Origin of the sequence: Variovorax guangxiensis (assembly GCF_003952165.1) — a bacterium.
Lineage (GTDB): Bacteria > Pseudomonadota > Gammaproteobacteria > Burkholderiales > Burkholderiaceae_C > Variovorax > Variovorax guangxiensis.
In genome coordinates this window covers 459,819-483,122 of the sequence record NZ_RXFT01000004.1, presented here as the reverse complement: position 1 = coordinate 483,122, position 23,304 = coordinate 459,819, and the positions used below count along the sequence as shown (strand labels likewise).

Genomic DNA, 23,304 nt, shown 5'->3' with positions numbered 1-23,304 from the left:
AACGCCACAGGGAGATGAGAGAGACCGGCCGCTTCGCGCCCTCGCCCACCGGCCCGCTGCACGCGGGCTCGCTGGTGGCCGCGCTCGCGAGCTGGCTCGACGTGCGCGCACGCGGCCCGCAGGCGCGCTGGCTGGTGCGCATCGAGGACGCCGACACCGAGCGCTGCCTGCCCGGCATGGGCGAGCACATCCTCCAGCAGCTGGCCGAGTGCGCCCTGCTGCCCGACGAGCCCCCTGTGTGGCAGACGCGGCGCACCGACCGCTACGAGGCCGCGCTGGAGCGGCTCAAGGCGCGCGGCCTGGCCTACCCCTGCGGTTGCTCGCGCAAGGACATCAACGAGGCGCTTGCCCGGCTCGGCCAGCAGCATGAGCGCCACGGCGAGCGCGTGTACCCCGGCACCTGCCGCGACGGGCTGCACGGCAAGCCCGCGCGCGCCTGGCGCTTCGCCACCGAGAAGTTCGAGGCCGACCTTCCGCCCACGCCCGGTGTGCCCTGGGAAGAAAAGGAAGAAGACGGCCACGACGCAGGCACCGGCGGCGAGCTCTGCTTCACCGACCGCCGCCTCGGCCGCCAGTGCCAGAACGTGAGCCGTGAGGTCGGCGACTTCGTGCTGCGCCGCGCCGACGGCCCCTGGGCCTACCAGCTCGCGGTGGTGGTCGACGACGCCGAACAGGGCGTGACCGACGTGGTGCGCGGCGAGGACCTCACCGACAACACCGCGCGCCAGATCCTGCTGCAGCGCGCGCTGGGCTTTCCCACGCCCACCTACCTGCACACGCCGCTGGTGCGCAGCGCCGACGGCGACAAGCTCTCCAAGCAGAACGGCGCCACCTCCATCGACACCGGCTCGCCGGCGGCCGCGCTGGCGGCGCTCGATGCGGCGGCGCGGGTGCTGGGCCTGGGCCCCGCCACGGCCTCGGATTGCCCGGCGGCGCTGGCCGGCTGGGTGCCCGAATGGCGCGCTCTCTACAATTCGAGGCCGTGATGAATCTTTCCGATACCGTGTCCAACGACCTCCCGCCCGGCAATGACGAGGGCACCGACGACGGTGCCATCGACGGCACCGGCAAGCCCCACCCGCTGCACCGCCGCCTCAAGAGCTTCGTCAAGCGCGGCGGCCGCACCACCGAAGGCCAGGCGCGCGCCTTCTCCGAGCTGGGGCCGCTTTACCTCGTGCCCTACAAGCCCGAGCCGCTCGACCTGACTGCCGCCTTCGGCGGCCGCGCCGGCCCGACGGTGCTGGAAATCGGCTTCGGCATGGGCGAGGCCACCGCGCACATCGCGACGGTGCTGCCCGACACCAATTTCTTCTGCTGCGAGGTGCACGAGCCCGGCGTGGGCGCGCTGCTCAAGCGCATCGGCGAGCAATCCCTGTCAAATATCCGCATCTGCGCGCACGACGCGGTCGACGTGCTCGACCACATGCTGCAGCCCGGCACGCTGGCCGGCGTGCACGTGTTCTTCCCGGACCCGTGGCACAAGAAGCGCCACAACAAGCGCCGCCTGATCCAGCCCGGGTTCGTGACCAAGCTCGCGCAGCACCTGCGCCCCGGCGGCTACATCCACTGCGCCACCGACTGGCAGCCCTACGCCGAGCAGATGCTCGAAGTGCTGTCGGGCGAGCCGCTGCTGCGCAACACCGCCGAGGGCTACGCGCCCAAGCCCGAGTACCGCCCGCTGACCAAGTTCGAGAACCGCGGCATCAAGCTGGGCCACGGGGTGTGGGACCTGGTGTTCGAGCGGACCGCCTGAGCTGCCGGGTTGAGCCTGCCGTTGCGGCATGGCACGATCCCGCGGATGACCAGCAGCAGCAACAAGACCGACGCCGAGCAACTGCACCTGCGCGACCTCGCCCGGCTGCGCCGCGTTCGTGACCGCATCGACCGCGAATACGCGCAGCCGCTGGACGTCGAGGCTCTCGCCTTCGGCGTGCACATGTCGGCGGGCCACCTGAGCCGCCAGTTCAAGCTCGCGTACGGCGAGGCTCCCTACTCCTACTTGATGACCCGGCGCATCGAGCGCGCGATGGCGCTGCTGCGCCGGGGCGACCTCAGCGTCACCGAGGTCTGCTTCGAGGTCGGCTGCTCGTCGCTGGGCACCTTCAGCACCCGCTTCACCGAGCTGGTGGGCATGTCGCCCAGCGCCTACAAGCGCGATGCCGCGCAGCAGACCGAGGGCATGCCGTCCTGCGTGGCGAAGCAGGTCACGCGACCGATCAGGAATCGAGAAGCGCCGGCCGCACAGTCGCACCTAGACTGAGCGCTCCTCAAAACAACCGACCGGAGCGATCACGATGAACATCAGCATCCACGCGAGTTTCCTGCCGCACAACGACCCCGAGGCGTCGCTCGCCTTCTACCGCGACCTGCTCGGCTTCGAGGTCCGCAACGACGTGGGATACGGCGGCATGCGCTGGATCACCGTCGGTCCCAAGGGCCAGCCCGCCGTGTCCATAGTGCTCGCGCCGCCGGCCGCCTACCCCGGCATCACCGACGAGGAGCGCCGCACCATTGCCGAGATGATGGCCAAGGGCACCTACGCCGCCATCCTGCTGGCCACGCCCGATCTCGAAGGCACCTTCGCGAAGCTGCAGGCCAGCGACACCGAGATCGTCCAGGAGCCGACCGACCAGCCCTACGGCGTGCGCGACTGCGCGGTGCGCGACCCCGCGGGCAGCCTGATCCGCATCCAGCAGCAGGGCTGAGGCGCAGAGGCGAACCGATGAGCACGAAGGCCGCGAAGAAAACGTCCCCCAAAAAGACCGCGAAGACGACCGCGAAGACGACCGCGAAAACGACCACGAAAGCGGCACCGTCCACGCAGCACGCCGCAGACAGCCACGACATGATCCGCGTGCACGGCGCGCGCGAGAACAACCTGAAGGACATCAGCATCGAGATACCGAAGCGCAGGCTGACGGTGTTCACCGGCGTCTCGGGTTCGGGCAAGAGCTCGCTGGTGTTCGGCGCCATCGCGGCCGAGTCGCAGCGGCTCATCAACGAGACCTACAGCGCCTTCGTGCAGGGCTTCATGCCCACGCTGGCGCGGCCGGAGGTCGACGTGCTGGACGGGCTGACCACCGCGATCATCGTCGACCAGCAGCGCCTGGGCGCCGACCCGCGCTCCACCGTGGGCACGGTCACCGACGCCAACGCGATGCTGCGCATTCTCTTCAGCCGCCTGGGCAAGCCGCACATCGGGCCGCCGGGCGCCTTCGCCTTCAACGTGCCTTCGGTCAGCGCGGCTGGCGCCATCACCGTGGAGCGCGGCTCGAAGACGAAGACGGTGAAGGAGACCTTCAACCGCATCGGCGGCATGTGCCCGCGCTGCGAGGGGCGCGGCGCAGTCACCGACTTCGACCTTGCCGAGCTCTACGACGACGGCAAGTCGCTCAACGAAGGCGCGCTCAAGATTCCCGGCTACAGCATGGAAGGCTGGTACGGGCGCATCTTCCGGGGCTGCGGCTTCTTCGACGCCGACAAGCCGATCCGCAGGTTCACGAAGAACGAGCTGCACGACCTGCTCTACAAGGAGCCCACCAGGATCAAGGTGGACGGCGTCAACCTCACCTTCGCGGGGCTGATCCCGACGATCCAGAAGTCGTTTCTCTCGAAGGACGTGGAGGCGATGCAGCCGCACGTGCGCGCCTTCGTGGAGCGCGTGGTGACCTTTTCCACCTGCCCCGAATGCGAGGGCACGCGGCTCGCCGCGCCGGCGCGCTCCTCGAAGATCAAGGGCGTCAACATCGCCGACGCCTGCGCGATGCAGATCAGCGATCTCGCCGCGTGGGTGCGCGGCCTGAAGGAGCCCTCGGTGGCGCCGCTGCTCACGGCGCTGTCGGCCAGCCTCGATTCCTTCGTGGAGATCGGCCTGGGCTACCTCTCGCTCGACCGCCCCTCGGGCACGCTGTCGGGCGGCGAGGCGCAGCGCACGAAGATGATCCGCCACCTCGGCTCCTCGCTCACCGACGTGACCTACGTGTTCGACGAGCCCACCACCGGCCTGCACCCGCATGACATCCAGCGCATGAACGAGCTGCTGCTGCGGCTGCGCGACAAGGGCAACACGGTGCTGGTGGTCGAGCACAAGCCGGAGGTCATCGCCATCGCCGACCACGTCGTCGACCTCGGGCCGGGCGCGGGCTCGGCCGGCGGCAGCGTGTGCTTCGAGGGCAGCGTCGAGGGGCTGCGCGGCAGCGGCACGGTCACGGGCCGGCACCTGGACGACCGCGCGACGCTGAAGAAGAAGGTTCGCGAGCCGACCGGCAAGCTCGAGATACGCGGCGCGGCCACGCACAACCTGCGCAAGGTGAACGTCGACATTCCGCTCGGCGTACTCGCTGTGGTCACCGGCGTGGCAGGCTCCGGCAAGAGCTCGCTGGTGCATGGCTCGATCCCGGCCGGCGCGGGCGTGGTGAGCATCGACCAGAGCGCGATCCGCGGCTCGCGGCGCAGCAACCCGGCCACCTACACCGGACTGCTCGACCCGATCCGCAACGCCTTCGCCAAGGCCAACGGCGTGAAGCCGGCGCTCTTCAGCGCCAACTCCGAAGGCGCCTGCCCCACCTGCAACGGCGCGGGCGTGATCTACACCGACCTCGCGATGATGGCCGGCGTGGCCACCCCCTGCGAGGAGTGCGGCGGCAAGCGATTCCAGGCCTCGGTGCTGGAGTACCGCTTCGGCGGGCGCGACATCGCCGAGGTGCTGGCGATGCCGGTGGACGAGGCCCTCGCCTTCTTCGGCGAGGGCAAGGCGCGCACGCCGGCGGCACAGGCCATCCTGCAGCGGCTGGCCGACGTGGGGCTGGGCTACCTGCGGCTCGGGCAGCCGCTCACCACGCTCTCGGGCGGCGAGCGGCAGCGGCTGAAGCTGGCCACGCAGATGGCCGAGAAGGGCGACATCTACGTGCTCGACGAGCCCACCGCCGGCCTGCACCTGGCCGACGTGGCGCAGCTGCTGGGCCTGCTCGACAGGCTGGTGGATTCGGGCAAGTCGGTCATCGTGGTCGAGCACCACCAGGCCGTGATGGCGCATGCCGACTGGCTCATCGACCTCGGCCCCGGCGCGGGACACGAGGGCGGGCGGGTCGTGTTCGAGGGCACGCCCGCGGACCTCGTCGCCAGGCGCGCCACGCTCACCGGCAAGCACCTCGCCAGCTACGTCAAGGGAGGCTGATCCAAAACCCTCCTCCTCGTCAGCCCGCCTTCCACCCTGGCCCCGATATTGCTACACTTTTTTACTAATGTGAAAGAAGGTGTCCAATGAACACGTCACGCAGGGAATGGTTGGGCAGGGCAGGCGCGCTGATGCTGGGTAGCGGCATCGGCATGGCCCATCCCGTCATGGCGCAGACGGCGCGGACGGGGGCGGCGGCAGCCGGGGCGCGCGTCGTGCTGCTGGGGCAGTCGGTGCCGCTGACGGGCAGCGCCTCCGAGATCGGCAATGCCTTCGCCGCCGGCAGCCGCCTCGCGGTGAGCGCCTTCAACGACCGCAACGCGGCCAGCGGCCTGCAGCTCAAGCTGCTGCAGCTCGACGACGGCTACGACGCGGCACGCGCGGCAGCCAACGCACGCACCCTTCTGACCAACGACAAGGCCGACATGCTCTTCGGCTTCGTCGGCACGGCCAGCAGCGAGGCCGGCGCCAACGTCGCCACCCAGCAGGGCAGCCTGCTGTTCGCGCCATTCGCGGCTTCCGACACGCTGCGCGGCGCGGAGTACCAGAACGTGTTCCATGTACGCCCCGGCATGATCGACGAGGCCCTGAAGATCGTGAAGCAATGCGCCACCGTCGGGCAGACGCGCGTGGCGCTGGTGGGCGACGACGATGCCATGGGCCGCGCAGGCCTGGCGGCCGTGGAACAGGCCATCAGTGAACTCAAGCTCACGCCGCTGGTCGCGACCGCGCTGGTGCCCGCCAACGGCGACAAGCTCGATGCGGCCTTGAAGGAAGTGCAGAAGCAGTCGCCGCAGGCCATCGTGCTGGTGTCGCTCTCGGGCACCACGGCCAACGCCATCCGCAAGCTGCGCAAGAGCGGCTACGCGGGCAGCTTCATGGCCTTCTCCATCGTCGGCATCGACCCGCTCTACGCCGCGCTCGGCAAGGACATCGGCGGCATCGTGATCTCGCAGGTGGTGCCCTCGCCGCGGCCCTCGGCCATTCCGATCGTCAAGGAGTACCTCGCGGCCGTCGACAACTCCGACCAGACCGCTTCGTACGAGGGCCTGGAGGGCTTCATCGCGGCCAAGGCCGCCGGCGAGGCAGTGAAGCGAGCCGGCCGGGGCTTCAACACGGCCGCCCTCATGCGCGTGATGTCGGGCATGACCGACTACGACGTCGGTGGCTTTCGCATCAACCTGCGCCCGGGCCTGCGCGACAGCGTGCGCAACATCGACCTGATCAGCATCTCGGCCGACGGCCGGGTGCTGAGGTAGCCGGCCGCCTGCCCTCCTAGCCGGTGCTCACGAGCGCGCGCAGCGCGTCGAGCGAACGCAGTTCGATGCGCCCGTAGCCCAGCGAGAGCACACCCTCGGACGCCAGCGCGTTGAGCTCCTTCGACAGGGTCTGGCGCGTCACGCCGAGCATCATGGCCAGTGCCTCCTGCGGCAGCTGCAGCTCGTGGCGCAGCTGCACCGACTGCGTGGCATCGCCGCGCGCAAGCACCAGCAGCCGGTGCGCCACGCGGGCACGCAGGCTGCGCAGCGTGGCATCCTCCGCGAGGCCGTAGAGCATGCGCACGCGCGCCGCCAGCATCGCGGCGATGGCGTTGGAGAACACCACGTCGCGCATCAGCACCGCGAAGGCTGCGGGCGGCACCACCAGCAGGTCGAGCGCCTCCAGCGCGGTGGCGTCGTGGGTGCGCGGCGAGCCGTCGATCAGCGTGATCTCGCCGAACCAGTTGCCCGGCTCCAGCACCGCGAGGATGGCTTCGCGCCCGTCCTGGCGCAGCGACGAGACCTTGATGGTGCCAGCCACCAGCCCGTAGAAGCCGCCATCCGTGGCGTGGATGGGATCGCCCTGGCGGAACACCATCGCGCCGCGCCGCACATGATGCAGTTCGGCCGCGCCCACCAGCGCCTCGCGCTGCGCGCGCGGCATGCTCAGGAACCACGGGTTGCCTTCCAGCGCGGCGCGGTGGGCGGCGGAAAGGCGCGGTTTCGCAGAAGCAGCCATGACTGGGGAATGACGGTGGAACGGGGGTTTACCAGAACCCCGCATTGTCAAATTCTTGACAGTTCATGGTCAAGCGCAGGCATACAGTGACCAGCTCCCCACAGGACACAAGAACGGAGACTCCGGCGATGAACGCACGCGCAAGTTTCAAGAGCATGCAGGAAAGCACGCGCGAAGACTGGCAACTGATCGGTGGCGAATTCATGCAGTTCGCGGGCGGCCTGCCCGCACGCGTGATCAGGCACCTGCAGATCCTCGAAGGCGACTACGGCGGCTTCCCGGTCGACCGCTACACCCACTCGCTGCAGACCGCCACCCGCGCGCTGCGCGACGGCCGGGACGAGGAATACGTGGTGTGCGCGCTGCTGCACGACATCGGCGACACGCTCGGCAGCTTCAACCACCCCGACATCGCCGCGGCCATCCTCAAGCCCTTCGTGAGCGAGGCCAACCACTGGATGGTGCAGAACCACGGCATCTTCCAGGGCCACTACTTCTTCCACCACATCGGCCTGGACCGCGACATGCGCGACAACTTCAAGGGCCATCCGCACTACGAGCGCACGGCCGAGTTCTGCGCGCTCTACGACAACCCCGCCTTCGACCCCAGGGCCGAGACGCTGCCCATCGGCGAGTTCGAGCCCATGCTGCGCCGCGTGATGGCGCAGCCGAAGCAGAGCATCTACAAATCGGCGCTGCAGCCTGCTGCAGAGGCCGCCTGAAGTCGGACAGCCGAACGCAGAAGGAAGACAAAAGCTACGCAGAAGTCGCAGAGAAAACCAGAAACCATTTCCTGTTTTTCCTTCTGCGACTTCTGCGTAACCTTCGCGACCTCTGCGTTCGGCTGCCCGCTTTCTCCTCCCTCAAAAGGACACCCCAACATGAACGCCTTCGCGCAACCCGAAATCCAGAAGCTGGTCTCCGCCGAGGAGTGGCAGCTTCGCGTCGACCTCGCCGCCTGCTACCGCCTCGTGGCGCTGCACGGCTGGAGCGACCTGGTCTTCACGCACATCAGCGCGCGCATTCCCGGCCCCGAACACCACTTCCTGATCAACCCCTACGGCCTGATGTTCGACGAGATCACCGCGTCGAGCCTGGTGAAGGTCGACCAGCAGTGCAACAAGGTCATCGACTCGCCCTACCCGGTGAACCCGGCGGGCTTCGTGATCCACAGCGCGGTGCATGCGGCGCGGGAAGACATCCAGTGCGTGCTGCACACCCACACCCGCGCCGGCATCGCGGTGAGCGCGCAGAAGAACGGCGTGCTGCCCATCAGCCAGCAGTCGACCTTCGTGCTGGCCTCGCTGGCCTATCACGACTACGAGGGCGTGGCCTTCCGCGACGACGAGAAGCCGCGCCTGCAGGCCGACATGGGCAGCGCCAACTTCCTCATGCTGCGCAACCACGGCCTGCTGACCTGCGGCAAGACCATTGCCGACGCCTTTCTTTCGATGTACACCTTCGAGGCCACCTGCCAGATCCAGATCGCGGCGCAATCGGGCGGCGGTGAACTCACGCACGTGGACCCGCGCATCGTGGAAGGCGTGGGCCAGGCCATGAAGGTGCAGACCGGCGGCCTGGGCGGGCAGTTCGTCTGGCCGTCGCTGATCCGCAAGCTCGACCGCATCGACGACAGCTACAAGCAATAAGAGCTTCGTCGCTCCCGGTTTCCACGGCTGCCAGCGCCTGCGCGACAGGTGCCGGCGGCCATTTTTTTGTTCATCGCGCGCACCACGACAACTACAAGAAAAGCAAGAACCAACGAGGAGACAAACCCCATGGACAGTACCGTCATCGTCACCCGCTTCCTGTTCGGCGCGCTCGCGCTGGTCATGTTCGGGCTCGGCCTCTCGCTTTCGCCCGCCGACTTCAAGCGGCTCTTCAAGCACCCAAAGGCCGTTGCCATAGCGCTCGCGCTGCAGGTCATCGGCCTGCCGCTGGCCTGCTACGCGATCATCGTGGGCTTCGACCTGCCGCCGGTGTTCGCGGTCGGGCTGATGCTGCTGGCGGCCTCGCCGGGCGGCATCTCGGCCAACCTGTTCTCGCACCTGTTCGGCGGCAACGTGGCGATGAACATTTCGCTCACCGCCGTGAACACGCTGCTGTCCATCGTCACGCTGCCGCTCATCGCGAACTGGGCCATCGGCCATTTCGCGCAGGGCGGCCAGGTGGTGCCGCTGCAGACGCGCAAGCTGGTGGAGGTGATCGCCATCGTGCTGGTACCGGTGGCGCTCGGTATGTTCGTCGCCTCGCGCCGGCCCGGCTTCGCCGCGCGCATGGAAAAGCCCACCAAGATCTTCAGCGGCGTGGTGCTGGCGGTGGTGACGGTGCTGGCCATCGCCAACGAGTGGAAGACCATCACGACCACCTTCGCGCAGATCGGCGTGCCGGTGCTGCTGTTCAACCTGCTGAGCCTGCTGGCGGGCTACTACCTGAGCCGCGCCGCCGGGCTCGACAAGCCGCTGGCCACCGCCATCAGCTACGAGATCGGCATCCACAACTCCACGCTGGCGATCTTCATCGCGGTGAGCGTGCTGGGCAGCTTCCAGCTGGCGCTGCCGGCGGCCATCTACTCGGTGGTGATGTACATCACCGCCCCGCTCTTCGGATGGCTGCTGCTGCGCCGCCCGGCGCCGGCCACCGTGCCTGCGCGATGATCGGCGCATGGAACTCCGGCAACTGCGCTACTTCGTCAAGGTCTGCGAGCTTCGCAGCATGGGCCGCGCCGCGGTCGAACTGGGCGTCGTCACCTCGGCGCTGAGCCAGCAGATCAGCCGGCTCGAGGGCGAGCTGGCCACCCGGCTGCTGCGGCGCAGCTCCAGCGGCGTGGTGCCCACCGACGCGGGCGTGGCCTTCCTGCACCAGGCCCAGCTGGTGCTGCGCCATGCCGACGACGCGGTGCTCGCGGCGCAGCAGGCGCGGCTCTCGGGCCACGTGAGCGTGGGCCTGGCCCCCACCACCGCCACGGTGCTCGGCGTGCCGCTGATGCGCGCCATGCGAGAGCGCTACCCCGACGTACGCCTGCACATGGTCGAAGCGCTCTCGGGCCATCTCACCAGCATGCTGCAGGCCAGGCAGCTCGACCTTGCCGTGCTGTTCCAGACCGACACGCCACGGCGCTGGAGCGTGACGCCGCTCCTGGCCGAGAAGCTCTTCGTCATCGCCTCGCCCGCGCTGGCGCAGCGCCCGACCGGCACGCGCGTGCGGCTCGCGCAGCTGGCCGGGCTGCCGCTGATCCTGCCCAGCGGCAGCCACGGCCTGCGCGCCACGCTGATGGCCGCCTTCGCGCGGGCACGCATCGCGCCGAACATCGTGGCCGAGGTCGACGGCCTCGCGCTGCTGATGGACGCGGTGCGCGCCGGCCACGGCGCCACCATCCAGCCCGGCGCGGCCACCGCGCGGCACGACCGTGACGACCTTCAGCTCACCCAGATCGCCGACGCCCACGTGGGCCGCCGCAACCTGCTCGTGAGCCTGTCGGACGACGAACTCTCCCCCGCCGCGCTGGCCACGCGCGTGGTAGTGGCCGACACGGCACGCGCACTGGTGCGCGAGGGCCGCTGGGCCGGCGCCAGTCTTCTCGAAACGTGAACACCCGTTGCCCGATCCGGCCTTTCGCGTGAAGGCCTGCGTGCCTAGAGTCTCCCGGTTCCCACGGAGACCCACGATTGACGGATGTTCTTGTTGTTGGCGGCGGCAACGCCGCGCTGTGCGCCGCGCTCATGGCACGCGAGGCTGGCGCATCGGTGCTGCTGCTCGAAGCCTCGCCCAAGGCCTGGCGCGGCGGCAATTCGCAGCACACGCGCAACCTGCGCTGCATGCACGATGCGCCGCAGGACGTGCTGGTCGATGCCTACCCTGAAGAGGAGTACTGGCAGGACCTGCTGAAGGTGACCGGCGGCCTCACCGACGAGCGCCTCGCGCGCCTGGTGATCCGCGCCTCGTCGGACTGCCGCGACTGGATGCGCAGCCACGGCGTGCACTTCCAGCCGCCGCTGTCGGGCGCGCTGCACGTGGCGCGCACCAACGCCTTCTTCATGGGTGGCGGCAAGGCGCTGGTGAACGCCTATTTCCGCAGCGCCGAAAGGCTCGGCGTGCGCATCCGCTACGACACGCCCGTGGCCTCGGTGGAGCTCGACGGCGACCGCTTCGTGGCCGTGCGCACCGAAGCCGGCGAACGCATCGAAGCGAAGAGTTGCGTGCTGGCAGCCGGCGGCTTCGAGTCGAACCGCGAATGGCTGCGCGAAGCGTGGGGGCAGAACGAGCGCGGCGAGTGGCCGGCCGACAACTTCCTGATCCGCGGCACGCGCTTCAACCAGGGCGTGCTGCTCAGGCACATGATCGAGGCGGGCGCCGACAGCATCGGCGATCCGTCGCAAGGCCACATGGTGGCCATCGACGCGCGCGCGCCGCTGTACGACGGCGGCATCTGCACGCGCATCGACTGCGTGTCGCTGGGCGTGGTGGTCAACCGCGAAGCCAGGCGCTTCTACGACGAGGGCGAGGACTTCTGGCCCAAGCGCTACGCCATCTGGGGCCGGCTGGTGGCGCAGCAGCCTGGGCAGATCGCGTGGTCGGTCATCGACCAGAAGGCGGTCGGGCGCTTCATGCCACCGGTGTTTCCCGGCACGCAGGCCGCCACGCTCGGCGAGCTGGCGCGCAAGATCGGCCTGGACGAAACCACCTTCGTGCGCACCGTGGAGGACTACAACGCCGCCTGCCGCGTCGGCCGCTTCGACCACACCACGCTGGACGACTGCCACACCGAGGGCCTCGCGCCCGCCAAGACGCACTGGGCGCGCCCTATAGACACGGCACCCTTTCACGCCTATCCGCTGCGACCCGGCATCACCTTCACCTACCTGGGCCTGAAGGTGGACGAAACCGCGGCTGTCCGCTTCGGCGGCAGGCCCAGCCCCAACCTCTTCGTGGCCGGCGAGATGATGGCCGGCAACGTGCTCGGCAAAGGCTACACGGCGGGCGTCGGCATGAGCATCGGAACGGCCTTCGGCCGCATCGCGGGCACGCAGGCGGCGAAAGCCGCGCGGGCCTCCACGAAGAACGACAAGGAGGCCGCGCTTGCAGCAGCTCACTGACCTCGTCGCGCGCGCACGGGCCGATGCCGAGGGCACGCCCGCGCACCGCGTGATCCCCATCGTCCCCGCGCTGCCCCTGACCGCGGGCGAAGGCGAAGTCGCGCGCATCCTGCAGATCTGCAACGCCTGCCGCTATTGCGAAGGCTTCTGCGCCGTGTTCCCGGCCATGACGCGCCGGCTTGACTTCGGCAACAAGGCCGACACGCACTACCTCGCCAACCTCTGCCACAACTGCGGCGCCTGCCTGCATGCCTGCCAGTACGCGCCACCGCACGAGTTCGCGGTGAACGTGCCGCGGGCCATGGCGCAGGTCCGCATGCAAACGTACAGCGACTACGCCTGGCCGCGCGCCATGGGCATGCTGTACCGCAGGGCGGGCCTCACGGTAGCGCTTGCACTAGCTGGCGGGCTGGCGCTCTTCCTGGTGCTGGCGGTGACGCTCTCGGGCTCGCTGCTGCACGAGCCGATGGCGGGCAACTTCTACGCGATCTTTCCGCACAACCTGCTCGCGCTGGTGTTCGGCGCGGTGTTCCTCTTCGTGACGCTCGCGCTGGGCATGGGCGTGCGGCGCTTCTGGCGCGAGGTGTCGCCGGCGAACGACTCGCAGAATGCGCCGGATCTGCCCGGCGTGCGCGGCCCCGCCGGTGCCGAGGCGGCGCGCGACGCGTTGCGCCTGAAGTACCTCGACGGCGGCCACGGCGAAGGTTGCAACAACGAGAGCGACCGCTTCACCCTGTGGCGCAGGCGCTTCCATCACTTCACCTTCTACGGCTTCATGCTGTGCTTCGCATCGACCTGCGTGGCGACGCTCTATCACTACCTGCTCGGCCTGCATGCGCCCTATGCGCTCACCAGCCTGCCGGTGCTGCTGGGCACGGCCGGCGGCATCGGCCTGCTGATCGGGCCGGCCGGCCTGCTGTGGCTGAACCTGCGGCGCGACCCGGCGCATGGCGACACCGCGCAGCGCCCGATGGACCGGGGCTTCATCGCCCTGCTGCTGCTCACCAGCCTCACCGGCCTCGCGCTGCTGGCCTGGCGCGACACCCGCTTCATGGCGCTGCTGCTGGCGGTGCACCTGGGCGTGGTGATGGCGCTGTTCCTCACGCTGCCCTACGGCAAGTTCGCACACGGCGTCTTCCGCTGCGCCGCCCTGCTGAAGTTCGCCATCGAGAAACGCCTGCCCGGCCGCCTGCGCCTGGGCGCCGACTGAACACCCACCCGCGAAGGAAAAGACCCATGACACAACAACCCGGCGTGCTCCGGATTCCATCGATGAAGGAGCGCTGCTCCGAAGCCGAATGGCAGGCCCGCGTCGACCTCGCCGCCTGCTACCGGCTGGTGGACCTCTACGGCATGTCCGACATGATGGCCAACCACATCTCCTCGCACGTGCCGGGCGAGAAAGGCGCCTTCCTCATCAACCCCTACGGGATGATGTACGAGGAGATCACCGCCTCCTGTCTCATCAAGGTGGACCAGGACGGCAACATTCTGTCGAAGCCCGACTTCGGCGAACTGGACTACGGCATCAACAAGGCCGGCTACGTGATCCACAGCGCGGTGCACGCCGCGCGGCCCGACGTGGCCTGCGTGATCCACACGCACAGCTGGGCGTCGATGGCGGTCTCGTCGCTCGAATGCGGCCTGCTGCCGCTCACGCAGACCGCCATGCGCTTCCTGAAGATCGGCTACCACGACTACCAGGGCGTGGTGCTGAACACCGAGGAGCAGGCCTCGCTGCTGGCCGACCTGGGCGAGAGCGAGGCCGTGATCTTCCGCAACCACGGCGCGCTGGTGGTGGGCCGCAGCGTGGGCGAGGCCTTCAACTGGATGCACCGGCTGGAGCTGGCCTGCCGCGCGCAGATCGGCGCGATGTCGTGCAACACGCCGCTGAAGGCGGTGCCGCAGCACATCCTGGAAGAGACCTGGAACAACTATCAGCCCGGCACGCGCCGGCCCTACGGGCTCATGGAATGGCCTGCGCTGCTGCGCAAGCTCGATCGCATGGACCCGGGCTTTCGCGACTGAGCCGCCACCGCTTCGCCCACTCCCACGAGGACACACAAGAATGACACGAGACAAGCCCCTTTCCTTCCTTTCCCGCAGGGCCGCCTTCGGCGCCGCCGCGCTGCTGTGCGCCGGCATCGGCATGCAGGCCGCCGCGCAATCGCCCTACCCCAGCAAGCCCGTGCGCGTGGTCGTCGCCTTCACGGCCGGCGGCACCACCGACATCCTCGCGCGCGCCGTGACGCAGCAGCTCTCGGAAAAGCTCGGCCAGCCTTTCGTCATCGACAACAAGCCCGGTGGCGGCGGCAACATCGGCACCGAGTTCGTGGTGCGCGCGCCTGCCGACGGCTACACGCTGATCGTCAACTCGGTCGGCCCGATGGCCGTCAACCAGACGCTCTACAAGAACCTGCCCTACGACCCGCTCGCCGACCTCGTGCCGGTGGTGCAGATCGCCGACGTGCCCAACGTGCTGGTGGTCAACCCGGCGGTGCCCGCCAGGACGCTGGAGGAATTCATCGCCTACGCCAAGGCCAACCCGGGCAAGCTCAACTATGGCTCGACCGGCATCGGCACCTCCTCTCACCTGTCGAGCTACATGCTCGGCAAGCGCGTGGGCGCCGACATGCTGCATGTGCCCTACAAGGGCGCGAACGCGCTCAACGACCTGCTGGCGGGCCGGGTGCAGTTCATGTTCGCAACCATTCCCTCGGTCATCTCGCACATCAAGGCGGGCAAGCTGCGCGCCATCGCGGTGAGCAGCCAGAAGCGCTCGCGCTCGCTGCCCGACGTGCCGACCGTGGCCGAGAAGGGCTTCGCCGATTTCTCCGCCGGCTCGTGGTTCGGCTTCTTCGCGCCCAAGGGCACACCGGCCCAGGTGATCGCGCTGCTCAACAAGTCGGTGAACGACGCACTGCCGCCGCTGGAGGCGCAGATGATCCGCGAAGGCGCCGACCCGGTGGGCGGCACGCCCGAGCAGTTCGGCAAGTTCACGCGGCAGGAGTACGAGAAATGGAAGGCCATCGTGCGCGAATCGGGCGCGACCGCGGAATAGGCACCCGATGACGAACACCCCGCCCCTGCGGATCCTGATGAGCCCGCAAGCCGCGGCGCAGACCGCACCCGGCCTGCTGGCCGCGCTCGACGGGCGCGCGCATCTGCTGGTGAGGCCCGGCGGCGATGCCGACATCGCCTTCGTCTCGCGCGACGTCACCGGCCTTTCGACCAAGCACGAGCTGCTGCCGCACACGCAGGCCTTTCACGACGCACTGCGCAATGCGCCATCGCTGCGCTGGGTGCATGCGCATTCGGCGGGCGCCGACCGGCCGGTGTACGGCGAGTTGCGTGCGCGCGGCGTGGAGGTCACGACCTCCTCCGGCGCCAATGCGAGCGTGGTGGTGCAGACGGCGCTGGCCGGCGTGCTGATGCTGGCGCGGCAGTTTCCGCAGCTGCTGGCCGCGCAGCGCGCGCATGCGTGGTCGCCACTCCTGGGCAGCGGCCTGCCACGCGATCTTGCGGGGCAGACGGCGGTCATCGTCGGCTGGGGGCCCATCGGGCAAGGGCTGGGCGCGCTGCTTGCGGCGCTGGGCCTGCGCATCGTGTGCGCGCGCGGCAGCGAGGCGCCGGCGGCCCCTCCCGCGCACGAGAGCCTGAGCTACGAACGGCTGCACACGGTGCTGCCGCGCGCCGACTGGCTGCTGCTCGCCTGCCCGCTGAGCGAGCGCACGCGCGGCCTCGTCGGCGCGGCGGAGCTCGCGCGCATGCCTGCCGGCGCGCGGCTGGTGAATGTCTCGCGCGGCGAGGTGGTCGACGAGCCGGCGCTGATCGATGCCTTGCGCGGCGGCGCGCTGGCTGGCGCGTATCTCGACGTGTTCGCGCACGAGCCCCTGTCGGCCGAATCGCCCTTGTGGGATTTGCCGAACGTCATCGTCACGCCCCACACCGCCGGCCATTCGGACGGCAACGAGGCGCGCGTGGCGGGCATCTTCCTCGACAACCTGCAGCGCTGGATGCGCGGCGAGCCGCTGCTCAACCGCGTGGCCTGAAACGGCCGCGATCTACTCCTCCCGGCACTCTGCCGAAGGAGAACCGACGCTCCCGCTCCTTTAGTCGACAGTGCCAAAACCCGCCATGGAAGGGCGGCTACTGTTATCTGCAGAATAGGAGCCCATGCACGTCCGATTCCCGCGCCATCCGGCGCGCTCTCTCGCCCCCGCCTGCGCCCTCGTCTCCCTCGCGCTCCTCCTGCCCTCCGCATCGGCCGCCCCCGATGCGTCAACGGCTGCCACGCCGCAGCCACAACAACAGGAGCAACCGCAGCAAGACGCCGAAGCCCGCATCGAAGCCCTGATCTCCCGCATGACGGTGCAGGAGAAAGCCGGCCAGCTCAGCCTGTACGGCCCGGCGGACATCGACACGCCCAACAACCCGCAGGCCGGCTGGCGCAATGCGCAGCAGGAAACGGCGGACGTGCGCGCCGGCCGGCTCACGGGCCTGTTCAACAACGCGGGCCTCGAGGGCAAGCGGCGGCTGCAGCAGATCGCGATCAAGGAGTCGCGGCTGGGCATTCCGCTGATCTTCGGCGCCGACGTGATCCACGGCTTTCGCACGATGTTCCCGATGCCGCTGGCCGAGGCTTCGAGCTGGGAGCCCGCGCTGGCCGAGCGCACGGCGCGCGCGGCGGCGGTGGAGGCCACGGCCGATGGCTTTCGCTGGACCTTCGCGCCGATGGTCGACATCGCGCGCGATGCGCGCTGGGGCCGCGGCCTCGAAGGCGTGGGCGAGGACGTCTTCCTCGCGAAGCAGTTCGCGGCCGCGCGGGTGCGCGGCTTCCAGGGCACCGACCTCTCGCGGCCCGACTCGATGCTGGCCACGCCCAAGCACTTCGCGGCGTATGGCGCGGCCGAGGGCGGGCTGGACTACAACGTGAGCGACATCTCCGAGCGCACGCTGCGCGAGGTGTACCTGCCGCCGTTCCGCGCGGCGCTGGACGCGGGCGCGCTGTCGGTGATGAGCGCCTTCAACGAGATCGGCGGCGTGCCTTCCACCGCCAACCCGGCGCTGCTCACGGGCGTGCTGCGCGACGAATGGAAGTTCCGGGGCTTCGTGGTCTCCGACTACACGGCCGACGAGGAACTCGTGGAGCACGGCTACGCGGCCAATCCGCGCGAAGCGGCCAAGCAGGCCTTCATGGCGGGCACCGACGTGAGCATGCAGAGCGGCCTGTACATGCGCTACCTGCCCGACCTCGTGGCCTCGGGCGAGGTGCCGATGGCGCGGCTGGACGAGGCAGTGCGCCGCGTGCTGCGCGTCAAGCAGAAGCTGGGCCTGTTCGACGACCCGATGCGCGGGCTCGACGGGCTGCCCGCCGCGCAGCGCCCCGAGAACCCGGAGTTCATCGCGCTGGCCCGCGAGAGCGCGCGCCACTCCATCGTGATGCTGAAGAACGAGCGCATGCTGCTGCCGCTGCCCAAGGCCGGCACGAAGATCGCGCTGATCGGCCCCTTCGCCGAAGGCACCATCGACCTGATGGGCGCCTGGAGCCTGTTCCCCGGGCAGTCGGCACCGGTGGGCATCGACCAGGGCCTGCGCAATGCCCTGGGGCCCAATTCGTCGGTGAACGTGGTGCGCGGCTCGGGCATCGAGTCGGCGCTGCCCGGCGGCATCGACGCGGCGGTAGCCGCCGCGCGCGATGCCGATGTGGTGCTGCTGGCCATCGGCGAGAGCCAGAAGATGTCGGGCGAGGCGCGCTCGCGCAGCGACATCGGCCTGCCGCAGGCGCAGCAGGACCTGGCCGAGGCGGTGGCCGCCACCGGCAAGCCGGTGGTCGTGCTGCTGAGCAACGGCCGGGCGATGGCGCTGAAGGGCGCGGTGCGCAATGCGCGCGCCATCCTCGTCACATGGTTCCTCGGGGTGCAGACCGGCAACGCGATCGCCGATGTCGTGTTCGGCGACTTCAATCCCTCGGGCCGGCTGCCGGTGAGCTTTCCGCAGACGGCCGGGCAGGTGCCCTACTACTATGGCCACAAGCGCACCGGCCGCCCCTCTCCCGAGAGCGCGCCCGGCACGGCCTTCAAGACGCGGTACGTCGACGCGACGAACGAGGCGCTCTACCCCTTCGGCCACGGCATCGGCTTTTCACCTGTGCGCTACGACAGCGTCGAACTGAGCAGCGAACGCATGCCGCTGGCCGGCACGCTGCGCGTGCGCGCCACCGTCACCAACACCGGCTCGCGCGACGCGGACGAAGTGGTGCAGCTCTACATCGCCGAGCGCGCCGCCAGCGTGACGCGGCCGGTGCGCGAGCTCAAGGGCTTCCGCAAGCTGGCGATCGCGCCGGGCGCATCGGAAACGGTCGAGTTCACGCTCACGGCCGACGACCTGTCGTTCATCGGCCGCGACATGAAGCCGACCGTGGAGCCCGGCGAGTTCGACCTGTGGGTGGCGCCTTCGGCCGCGGGCGGCATCCGCAAGCGCTTCGTGCTCACGCGGGATTGAAACCCGCCGGCACCGCGCCCCTATTCGTCCATCTATTCGCCCATCGCGTGCGCGACCGGCGAACCCGATGGGTTCGCCGATGCCACGGGCGGTGCCACCTGCGACTCCATCACCTCGGTCGGATGGATGCCGTTGTTCGCGCGAATCGCCTCGGCCTGCACCTGGGCGCGATCGGCCCCCGACGCGCTCGGCGCGGGCTGCGATTCGGCGACCTCGGTCACATGGACTCCGTTGTTCGCACGCGCGGCCTCGTCGGCCACCGCATCGCGCGACTGCGTCGAGTGCGAGATCTGCGGATAGTCCGGATCGGCCCGCCCGCCCGCATGCGCGAGCGATGCCAGCACCAGCGCGGGCCCGGTGGCGATGCACAGGGCAATGATTCGAACTCTCATGGCTGTCTCCTTGTGAGTGATGACGGTGGATTCACTCTAGGACGCAGTACTTATGTGCCGCTGAAGGTCTGCTTAGGGCGCGGTGAGAGTTCGCTTAGGTGTGCGTGAGCAGGCGTGGCGGCACGAGGCCCTATATTCGACTGCTTCCCATTCGAAAAACCATCCGTGGACACAACGAACGCCGAAGCCTCGCCGACTTGCATTCGCCGTGCCAGGCCGAACGACGCCAAGGGCATCGAGACCCTGTACGGCGAATTGGTAGGCAGCACGCATGTGCGCGTGCTGCCCGAGCGCATCGCCGAACTCGAGAACGACACGAAGACCGCGCTGCTCGTACTGGAGCACGAAGGTGCTCTGCATGCGACTGCGCTTCTGATCTTCTGCTCCGACGTGATGTATGGAGCCCAGCCGTTCGCCGTGGTCGAGAACATCGTCGTAAGCGCGGCGCTTCGCGGCAGGGGCCTGGGGACTGCGCTGCTGCAACGCATTGAAGGCGAATGCATTGCGCGTGACTGCTCCAAGATCATGCTGCTGAGCGCAATCGAGCGCAGCGAAGCGCACCGCTTCTTCGAGCGATGCGGCTTCTCGGGCTCGAGGAAGAAAGGTTTCGTCAAATACCGAAGAGAGTTCCGGACAACCTCGAATCCGGTTACCTCATCGGCGCAGTAGAGACATGAGGAGCGATCCCCGATGAAACGCTTCACTCTGACCGAAGTAGAACCGCCAGTACCCGAGGGCCTCAGCTGCCGTTTCTTTCTGGCCGATCGGGTACAGACCGATCGCCTGACAGTGCTCGTGGTCTCTTTCGAAGGCGAGTACCCGGACGGCAGTCTCGGCAATGGGCATGCCGCCTATATCGCCACCAGCACGCTACTCGGTCTCAAGGCCTTCGACGCCGACTGCGCGATCCTGGACTTTCGCGCCATGACCTACCGCTGGGGCAATTCGCTGCTCCAGGTCTTCCAGGACGTCGCACAGTTCCGCGATGCGGGCTGCGAACCGGGCGAACCGCCGTTTCCCGTGCTTGCCGTCACCTCGGAAAGATCCCGAGCGGCATTCCTGTCGCTGGTGACGCCCACCGGCCAGCCAGCGCCCGACTGGCATTTCGACGACATTGACGAGGCGGTTGCCCATGGCGTCCGAAAGGCAAGGGAATGGCTGGATTTCATCTGAGCGACTCAAAGGAGACACGCATGGTCGCCACAGCCATCCCTCTTGATCAAGTGCTGAACCTCGTCTCCGACACCCTCGTCAGCAACTACCGCTTCCACCCGGCAGGCTACGTGACAGCCACCTTCGGCGAGAAGAACGGCCCACTGGCCGCCCCTGTATTCAGCTACCGAGTGACGTCCGAAGAATCCGTCGAAATCATCGACTCCGACGGACGCATCGAGCGGTGGACCGGCATTCGCGTCGAAGGAGACCTGCTGCACGTCGAGCGCGATTGCCAGTACCAGACATTCACCATCAGGAAACCCGCACCATGAAAGTCAAGCGACTGGTCGCCAACTTCGCAACCACCGATCCCGCACGCGCAGCCGTCTTCTACAAGGAAGTGCTCGGTCTCGACCTGCTCATGGACCACGGCTGGATCCAGACCTACGGCTCGCAGGCCAGCATGACGGTGCAGTTGAGCTTCGCCTCGGAAGGTGGTTCGGGCACGCCGGTGCCGGAGCTTTCCATCGAGGTAGACGACGTAGACACGGCCCTCGATCGCATGAAGGCTGCAGGCTTCGCCATCGAATACGGGCCGGTCGACGAGCCATGGGGCGTGCGGCGCTTCTACGTGCGCGATCCGTTCGGCAAGCTGGTCAACATCCTCGCCCACACCTGACGCGCCCGGGGCAGCGGGCGTCAGTCGAGCCCGTGGAAAGTGCTGTCGTCGGGCCCGATGTGCGAGGGCGGCGTCCACGCGGTGTCGCGCATCGAGCGGCTCACGAGCTTGTCCACGCCCAGCAGCGTGGCGAAGATGGCCATGCGCACCGGGATGCCGTTGTCGGTCTGGCGGAAGATGGCCAGGCGGGGGTCGTTGTTGAGGTCGACGCTGAGATCGTGCGAGCCCGGGCGGCTGTCGCGCGGCAGCGGGTGCATCACCACCACCTCGGGCTTGCACGCCGATTCGACGAGCGCGCGGTTGATCTCGAAGGCGTTGTCGAAGCCTTCCAGCACTTCGTCGTGGGCGAAGCGCTCCTTCTGGATGCGCGTGGCGTAGATGATGTCCGCGCCGGCCAGCCCCTGCGCCGGGGTGGCGGCGATCTCGACCACATGGCCGTTGCGGTTCACCGCATCGACGATCCCGGCGGGCATGGCCAGCGACGGCGGCGAGATCAGCGTGAACTTCAGGCCCTTGTACAGCGCCAGCAGCTTGATGAGCGAATGCACGGTGCGCCCGTATTTCAGGTCACCGACCATCGCGATGTGCGCACCGTCCACCAGCTTGCCCAGCCGCGAGAACTCGCGCTGGATGGTGTACAGGTCGAGCAGTGCCTGGCTCGGATGTTCGCCCGGCCCGTCGCCACCGTTGATGACGGGCACGTTGGTGGCGCGCGCGAACTCCGCCACGGAGCCCTGCTCCGGATGCCGCACCACGATGGCGTCGACATACCCGCTGATGACACGGCTGGTGTCGTAGATCGACTCGCCCTTGGCCATCGACGAGAAGGTGAAGCCGGTGGTGTCGCACACCGAGCCGCCCAGCCGGCAGAAAGCCGCGCCGAAGCTCACCCGGGTGCGCGTGCTGGCCTCGAAGAACAGGTTGGCCAGCACGGCCCCTTCGAGCACGCGGCTCACCTTGCGGCGGCGCGCGATGGGCTGCATCACGTCGGCCAGATGGAAGAGCTCGTCGATGGCGTCGCGGTTGAACTGGCTGACCGAGAGCAGGTGCAGCGAGCCCTCGACGGCCATCGACTTGCGCAACGCGCCTTCATGTGCGCTTTGCGTATATTCACCGCGCCGACCATCCGAAGCCAGGATTTCGCTGACGAAGCGCCGCGCGACCTCGGGCATGGCCCTGAATTCGTTGGATTCGTCGGGCAGCAGCCAGGCGTCGAGCGCCCTTCTGCGGCTGCCGATGCGCTCGGCGAAAGCGTCGCGCGTCATGTTGAGCTGACGCATCGCGTCGCGGAGGAGCACCTGTTGCGGCATGTTCATGAGCCGCAAATATATACTCATTGCGTATATTTTAGAAGCCCAAGGCGAAACATGCGCCCATGAAAAAAGCGGGCCGATCGGCCCGCTTCTCGTCCTTGTCCATGCAGCCGCAGCAGCGGCCGATGTCGCCTGATTACAGGCCAGCCTGGCGCGTGAACGACACGCTGGGCTTCTTGTAGGCTTGCGGCACTTCGTCGCGATAGAACGCGCGGCGATCGAGGCTGGCGAGCGGGTCGTGCGCCTTGGCAACGGCCTCGGCCTGCACGGTCGCACGGTTGGCGGTAGAGGTGAAGCTCTGTGCACCGGCGGCGGAGGCATCGCTGTATTCGTTGCCGGCGCGGGCGGCGGCAGCGGCTTGCGGTGCGACTTCGGCACGGGTCACCGAGGAATTCACGACGTGCACGCCGTCATAGGTTTCTGCTTGTGCTCCGGCAGCAGCCAGGAGCGAGAGAGCAGCAGCGGCGAGGATCTTCGAGGCATTCATTTCAATCTCCTTCAGGGCAAACGGGTTGGTTGGTGAGGAGAAGTTTGATCCTGAATCGCCCCGGAAAACGCGTGCAAAAAGAACCGCGGCGTTCACGGGATTGAAACAATGCGGGCCTTGAAAAAGCCTCCCGACGATACGGTCCGACGCCTTCAGTGGCTGATCATCCAGGGCCTTCGCGACGGTGCCGACTTCGCGCCGTTGGGCGCGGTCATCGTTGCGCCGCGCTTCGACGAAGAGCCGCAGCAGCCGCACCCCGCGGGATGCCGCAGCCGCGCATAGTCGCGCGAACTCGTCGGCTCATGCCGGGCGCGCTCGTTGGTTTCCATTGCGCGGCGCGTGCCCGTGGCCATCAGCGCGAGCCGGGGCGCGGCCGACAGCACGCGAGGCGACGCGCTGCCGCAGTCGGGGCATGCGGCCGGCTCGTCGCGCAGGCCTGAGGGCCGCAGCGCCTCGAAGCCGCCGCAATGCCCGCAGGCGTAGTCGTAGGTGGGCATGGCGGGT

Annotated in this window: 25 protein-coding genes; 20 read left to right on the top strand and 5 right to left on the bottom strand. The window is 68.5% G+C overall.

The window, feature by feature from the left end:
• Positions 1–14 precede the first annotated feature (14 nt).
• From gluQRS to EJP67_RS13055, 6 genes are all read left to right on the top strand, one after another.
• Entirely contained in the window at positions 15–986 is a 972-nt protein-coding gene (gene gluQRS / locus EJP67_RS13080; RefSeq protein WP_126022131.1) for a tRNA glutamyl-Q(34) synthetase GluQRS, read from the top strand.
• Positions 986–1,753, top strand: coding sequence for a tRNA (guanosine(46)-N7)-methyltransferase TrmB (gene trmB / locus EJP67_RS13075; protein WP_126022130.1), 768 nt, complete (start codon positions 986–988; stop codon positions 1,751–1,753). Before gluQRS ends, trmB begins: the two co-directional genes overlap by 1 nt.
• A gap of 45 nt (positions 1,754–1,798) precedes the next feature.
• The gene (locus EJP67_RS13070) at positions 1,799–2,260 is read left to right on the top strand and encodes a helix-turn-helix transcriptional regulator (protein WP_126022129.1); all 462 of its coding nucleotides are present in this window, start codon (positions 1,799–1,801) and stop codon (positions 2,258–2,260) included.
• A gap of 34 nt (positions 2,261–2,294) precedes the next feature.
• Positions 2,295–2,705: a VOC family protein gene (locus EJP67_RS13065; protein ID WP_126022128.1), complete on the top strand. Its 411-nt coding sequence runs from the start codon at positions 2,295–2,297 to the stop codon at positions 2,703–2,705.
• Between the two features lie 17 nt (positions 2,706–2,722).
• A complete protein-coding gene (locus EJP67_RS13060) occupies positions 2,723–5,176 on the top strand; it encodes an ATP-binding cassette domain-containing protein (RefSeq protein ID WP_126022127.1) in 2,454 nt (817 codons plus the stop codon).
• An 86-nt stretch (positions 5,177–5,262) separates the two neighbouring features.
• Positions 5,263–6,435 carry an ABC transporter substrate-binding protein gene (locus EJP67_RS13055; protein WP_126022126.1) on the top strand — a complete coding sequence of 391 codons (1,173 nt, stop codon included), beginning with the start codon at positions 5,263–5,265 and terminating at the stop codon, positions 6,433–6,435.
• A 16-nt stretch (positions 6,436–6,451) separates the two neighbouring features.
• Here the strand turns inward: EJP67_RS13055 and EJP67_RS13050 are convergent, their stop codons facing one another.
• Entirely contained in the window at positions 6,452–7,174 is a 723-nt protein-coding gene (locus EJP67_RS13050; RefSeq protein WP_126022125.1) for a Crp/Fnr family transcriptional regulator, read from the bottom strand.
• A 128-nt stretch (positions 7,175–7,302) separates the two neighbouring features.
• Here EJP67_RS13050 and EJP67_RS13045 point away from each other — a divergent pair, with 128 nt between their 5' ends.
• From EJP67_RS13045 to EJP67_RS13000, 10 genes are all read left to right on the top strand, one after another.
• On the top strand, positions 7,303–7,896 hold the full coding sequence (locus EJP67_RS13045; protein ID WP_126022124.1) for an HD domain-containing protein: 594 nt from the start codon (positions 7,303–7,305) through the stop codon (positions 7,894–7,896).
• Positions 7,897–8,055: 159 nt separating this feature from the next.
• Positions 8,056–8,823 (top strand): class II aldolase/adducin family protein, encoded by a 768-nt coding sequence (locus EJP67_RS13040; RefSeq protein WP_126022123.1) that lies wholly within the window; start codon positions 8,056–8,058, stop codon positions 8,821–8,823.
• Between the two features lie 129 nt (positions 8,824–8,952).
• Positions 8,953–9,831, top strand: coding sequence for a bile acid:sodium symporter family protein (locus tag EJP67_RS13035; protein WP_126022122.1), 879 nt, complete (start codon positions 8,953–8,955; stop codon positions 9,829–9,831).
• 7 nt (positions 9,832–9,838) lie between these two features.
• A complete protein-coding gene (locus EJP67_RS13030; protein WP_126022121.1) occupies positions 9,839–10,765 on the top strand; it encodes a LysR family transcriptional regulator in 927 nt (308 codons plus the stop codon).
• Positions 10,766–10,842: 77 nt separating this feature from the next.
• Positions 10,843–12,270, top strand: a complete 1,428-nt coding sequence (gene tcuA / locus EJP67_RS13025) for an FAD-dependent tricarballylate dehydrogenase TcuA (RefSeq protein ID WP_126022120.1) — start codon at positions 10,843–10,845, stop codon at positions 12,268–12,270.
• Positions 12,254–13,480 (top strand): tricarballylate utilization 4Fe-4S protein TcuB, encoded by a 1,227-nt coding sequence (gene tcuB, locus EJP67_RS13020; RefSeq protein ID WP_126022119.1) that lies wholly within the window; start codon positions 12,254–12,256, stop codon positions 13,478–13,480. The genes tcuA and tcuB overlap by 17 nt, the downstream gene beginning before the upstream one ends.
• Before the next feature lie 26 nt (positions 13,481–13,506).
• A complete protein-coding gene (locus tag EJP67_RS13015) occupies positions 13,507–14,298 on the top strand; it encodes a class II aldolase/adducin family protein (RefSeq protein WP_126022118.1) in 792 nt (263 codons plus the stop codon).
• Positions 14,299–14,338: 40 nt separating this feature from the next.
• Positions 14,339–15,331 carry a Bug family tripartite tricarboxylate transporter substrate binding protein gene (locus EJP67_RS13010; RefSeq protein WP_126022117.1) on the top strand — a complete coding sequence of 331 codons (993 nt, stop codon included), beginning with the start codon at positions 14,339–14,341 and terminating at the stop codon, positions 15,329–15,331.
• Positions 15,332–15,338: 7 nt separating this feature from the next.
• On the top strand, positions 15,339–16,322 hold the full coding sequence (locus EJP67_RS13005; RefSeq protein ID WP_126022116.1) for a D-2-hydroxyacid dehydrogenase: 984 nt from the start codon (positions 15,339–15,341) through the stop codon (positions 16,320–16,322).
• A gap of 124 nt (positions 16,323–16,446) precedes the next feature.
• Entirely contained in the window at positions 16,447–18,774 is a 2,328-nt protein-coding gene (locus EJP67_RS13000; protein WP_126022115.1) for a glycoside hydrolase family 3 N-terminal domain-containing protein, read from the top strand.
• A gap of 32 nt (positions 18,775–18,806) precedes the next feature.
• Here EJP67_RS13000 and EJP67_RS12995 read toward each other — a convergent pair whose 3' ends face one another.
• Positions 18,807–19,166, bottom strand: coding sequence for a hypothetical protein (locus EJP67_RS12995; protein ID WP_126022114.1), 360 nt, complete (start codon positions 19,164–19,166; stop codon positions 18,807–18,809).
• Between the two features lie 165 nt (positions 19,167–19,331).
• On the opposite strand from EJP67_RS12995, the gene EJP67_RS12990 reads away from it, so the two are divergent.
• The 4 genes from EJP67_RS12990 to EJP67_RS12975 are packed head-to-tail and all read left to right on the top strand — an operon-like array spanning position 19,332 to position 21,000.
• A complete protein-coding gene (locus EJP67_RS12990) occupies positions 19,332–19,835 on the top strand; it encodes a GNAT family N-acetyltransferase (RefSeq protein ID WP_206169492.1) in 504 nt (167 codons plus the stop codon).
• Positions 19,836–19,856: 21 nt separating this feature from the next.
• A complete protein-coding gene (locus tag EJP67_RS12985; protein ID WP_126022113.1) occupies positions 19,857–20,339 on the top strand; it encodes a hypothetical protein in 483 nt (160 codons plus the stop codon).
• Between the two features lie 20 nt (positions 20,340–20,359).
• Positions 20,360–20,653: a hypothetical protein gene (locus EJP67_RS12980; RefSeq protein ID WP_126022112.1), complete on the top strand. Its 294-nt coding sequence runs from the start codon at positions 20,360–20,362 to the stop codon at positions 20,651–20,653.
• The gene (locus EJP67_RS12975; protein ID WP_126022111.1) at positions 20,650–21,000 is read left to right on the top strand and encodes a VOC family protein; all 351 of its coding nucleotides are present in this window, start codon (positions 20,650–20,652) and stop codon (positions 20,998–21,000) included. The genes EJP67_RS12980 and EJP67_RS12975 overlap by 4 nt, the downstream gene beginning before the upstream one ends.
• A gap of 20 nt (positions 21,001–21,020) precedes the next feature.
• Here the strand turns inward: EJP67_RS12975 and EJP67_RS12970 are convergent, their stop codons facing one another.
• The 3 genes from EJP67_RS12970 to EJP67_RS12960 form a co-directional block, all read right to left on the bottom strand.
• Entirely contained in the window at positions 21,021–22,316 is a 1,296-nt protein-coding gene (locus EJP67_RS12970) for an aspartate carbamoyltransferase (protein ID WP_126022110.1), read from the bottom strand.
• A 133-nt stretch (positions 22,317–22,449) separates the two neighbouring features.
• Positions 22,450–22,800 (bottom strand): alpha/beta hydrolase, encoded by a 351-nt coding sequence (locus EJP67_RS12965; RefSeq protein WP_126022109.1) that lies wholly within the window; start codon positions 22,798–22,800, stop codon positions 22,450–22,452.
• Between the two features lie 152 nt (positions 22,801–22,952).
• A complete protein-coding gene (locus EJP67_RS12960; protein WP_126022108.1) occupies positions 22,953–23,297 on the bottom strand; it encodes a zinc ribbon domain-containing protein in 345 nt (114 codons plus the stop codon).
• Between the last annotated feature and the right edge of the window lie 7 nt (positions 23,298–23,304).

Bases quoted from the DNA above. Each gene is read 5' to 3' on its own strand.
- EJP67_RS13050 (WP_126022125.1), bottom strand. From the start codon at position 7,174: ATGGCTGCTTCTGCGAAACCGCGCCTTTCCGCCGCCCACCGCGCCGCG.
- EJP67_RS13015 (WP_126022118.1), top strand. From the start codon at position 13,507: ATGACACAACAACCCGGCGTGCTCCGGATTCCATCGATGAAGGAGCGC.
- EJP67_RS12975 (WP_126022111.1), top strand. From the start codon at position 20,650: ATGAAAGTCAAGCGACTGGTCGCCAACTTCGCAACCACCGATCCCGCA.
- EJP67_RS12965 (WP_126022109.1), bottom strand. From the start codon at position 22,800: ATGAATGCCTCGAAGATCCTCGCCGCTGCTGCTCTCTCGCTCCTGGCT.
- EJP67_RS13010 (WP_126022117.1), top strand. From the start codon at position 14,339: ATGACACGAGACAAGCCCCTTTCCTTCCTTTCCCGCAGGGCCGCCTTC.
- EJP67_RS13005 (WP_126022116.1), top strand. From the start codon at position 15,339: ATGACGAACACCCCGCCCCTGCGGATCCTGATGAGCCCGCAAGCCGCG.
- EJP67_RS13000 (WP_126022115.1), top strand. From the start codon at position 16,447: ATGCACGTCCGATTCCCGCGCCATCCGGCGCGCTCTCTCGCCCCCGCC.
- EJP67_RS13065 (WP_126022128.1), top strand. From the start codon at position 2,295: ATGAACATCAGCATCCACGCGAGTTTCCTGCCGCACAACGACCCCGAG.
- EJP67_RS12980 (WP_126022112.1), top strand. From the start codon at position 20,360: ATGGTCGCCACAGCCATCCCTCTTGATCAAGTGCTGAACCTCGTCTCC.
- EJP67_RS13030 (WP_126022121.1), top strand. From the start codon at position 9,839: ATGGAACTCCGGCAACTGCGCTACTTCGTCAAGGTCTGCGAGCTTCGC.
- EJP67_RS13060 (WP_126022127.1), top strand. From the start codon at position 2,723: ATGAGCACGAAGGCCGCGAAGAAAACGTCCCCCAAAAAGACCGCGAAG.
- EJP67_RS13040 (WP_126022123.1), top strand. From the start codon at position 8,056: ATGAACGCCTTCGCGCAACCCGAAATCCAGAAGCTGGTCTCCGCCGAG.
- EJP67_RS12985 (WP_126022113.1), top strand. From the start codon at position 19,857: ATGAAACGCTTCACTCTGACCGAAGTAGAACCGCCAGTACCCGAGGGC.
- EJP67_RS12970 (WP_126022110.1), bottom strand. From the start codon at position 22,316: ATGAACATGCCGCAACAGGTGCTCCTCCGCGACGCGATGCGTCAGCTC.
- gluQRS (WP_126022131.1), top strand. From the start codon at position 15: ATGAGAGAGACCGGCCGCTTCGCGCCCTCGCCCACCGGCCCGCTGCAC.
- EJP67_RS12960 (WP_126022108.1), bottom strand. From the start codon at position 23,297: ATGCCCACCTACGACTACGCCTGCGGGCATTGCGGCGGCTTCGAGGCG.
- EJP67_RS13055 (WP_126022126.1), top strand. From the start codon at position 5,263: ATGAACACGTCACGCAGGGAATGGTTGGGCAGGGCAGGCGCGCTGATG.
- EJP67_RS13045 (WP_126022124.1), top strand. From the start codon at position 7,303: ATGAACGCACGCGCAAGTTTCAAGAGCATGCAGGAAAGCACGCGCGAA.
- EJP67_RS13035 (WP_126022122.1), top strand. From the start codon at position 8,953: ATGGACAGTACCGTCATCGTCACCCGCTTCCTGTTCGGCGCGCTCGCG.
- EJP67_RS13070 (WP_126022129.1), top strand. From the start codon at position 1,799: ATGACCAGCAGCAGCAACAAGACCGACGCCGAGCAACTGCACCTGCGC.
- trmB (WP_126022130.1), top strand. From the start codon at position 986: ATGAATCTTTCCGATACCGTGTCCAACGACCTCCCGCCCGGCAATGAC.
- EJP67_RS12995 (WP_126022114.1), bottom strand. From the start codon at position 19,166: ATGAGAGTTCGAATCATTGCCCTGTGCATCGCCACCGGGCCCGCGCTG.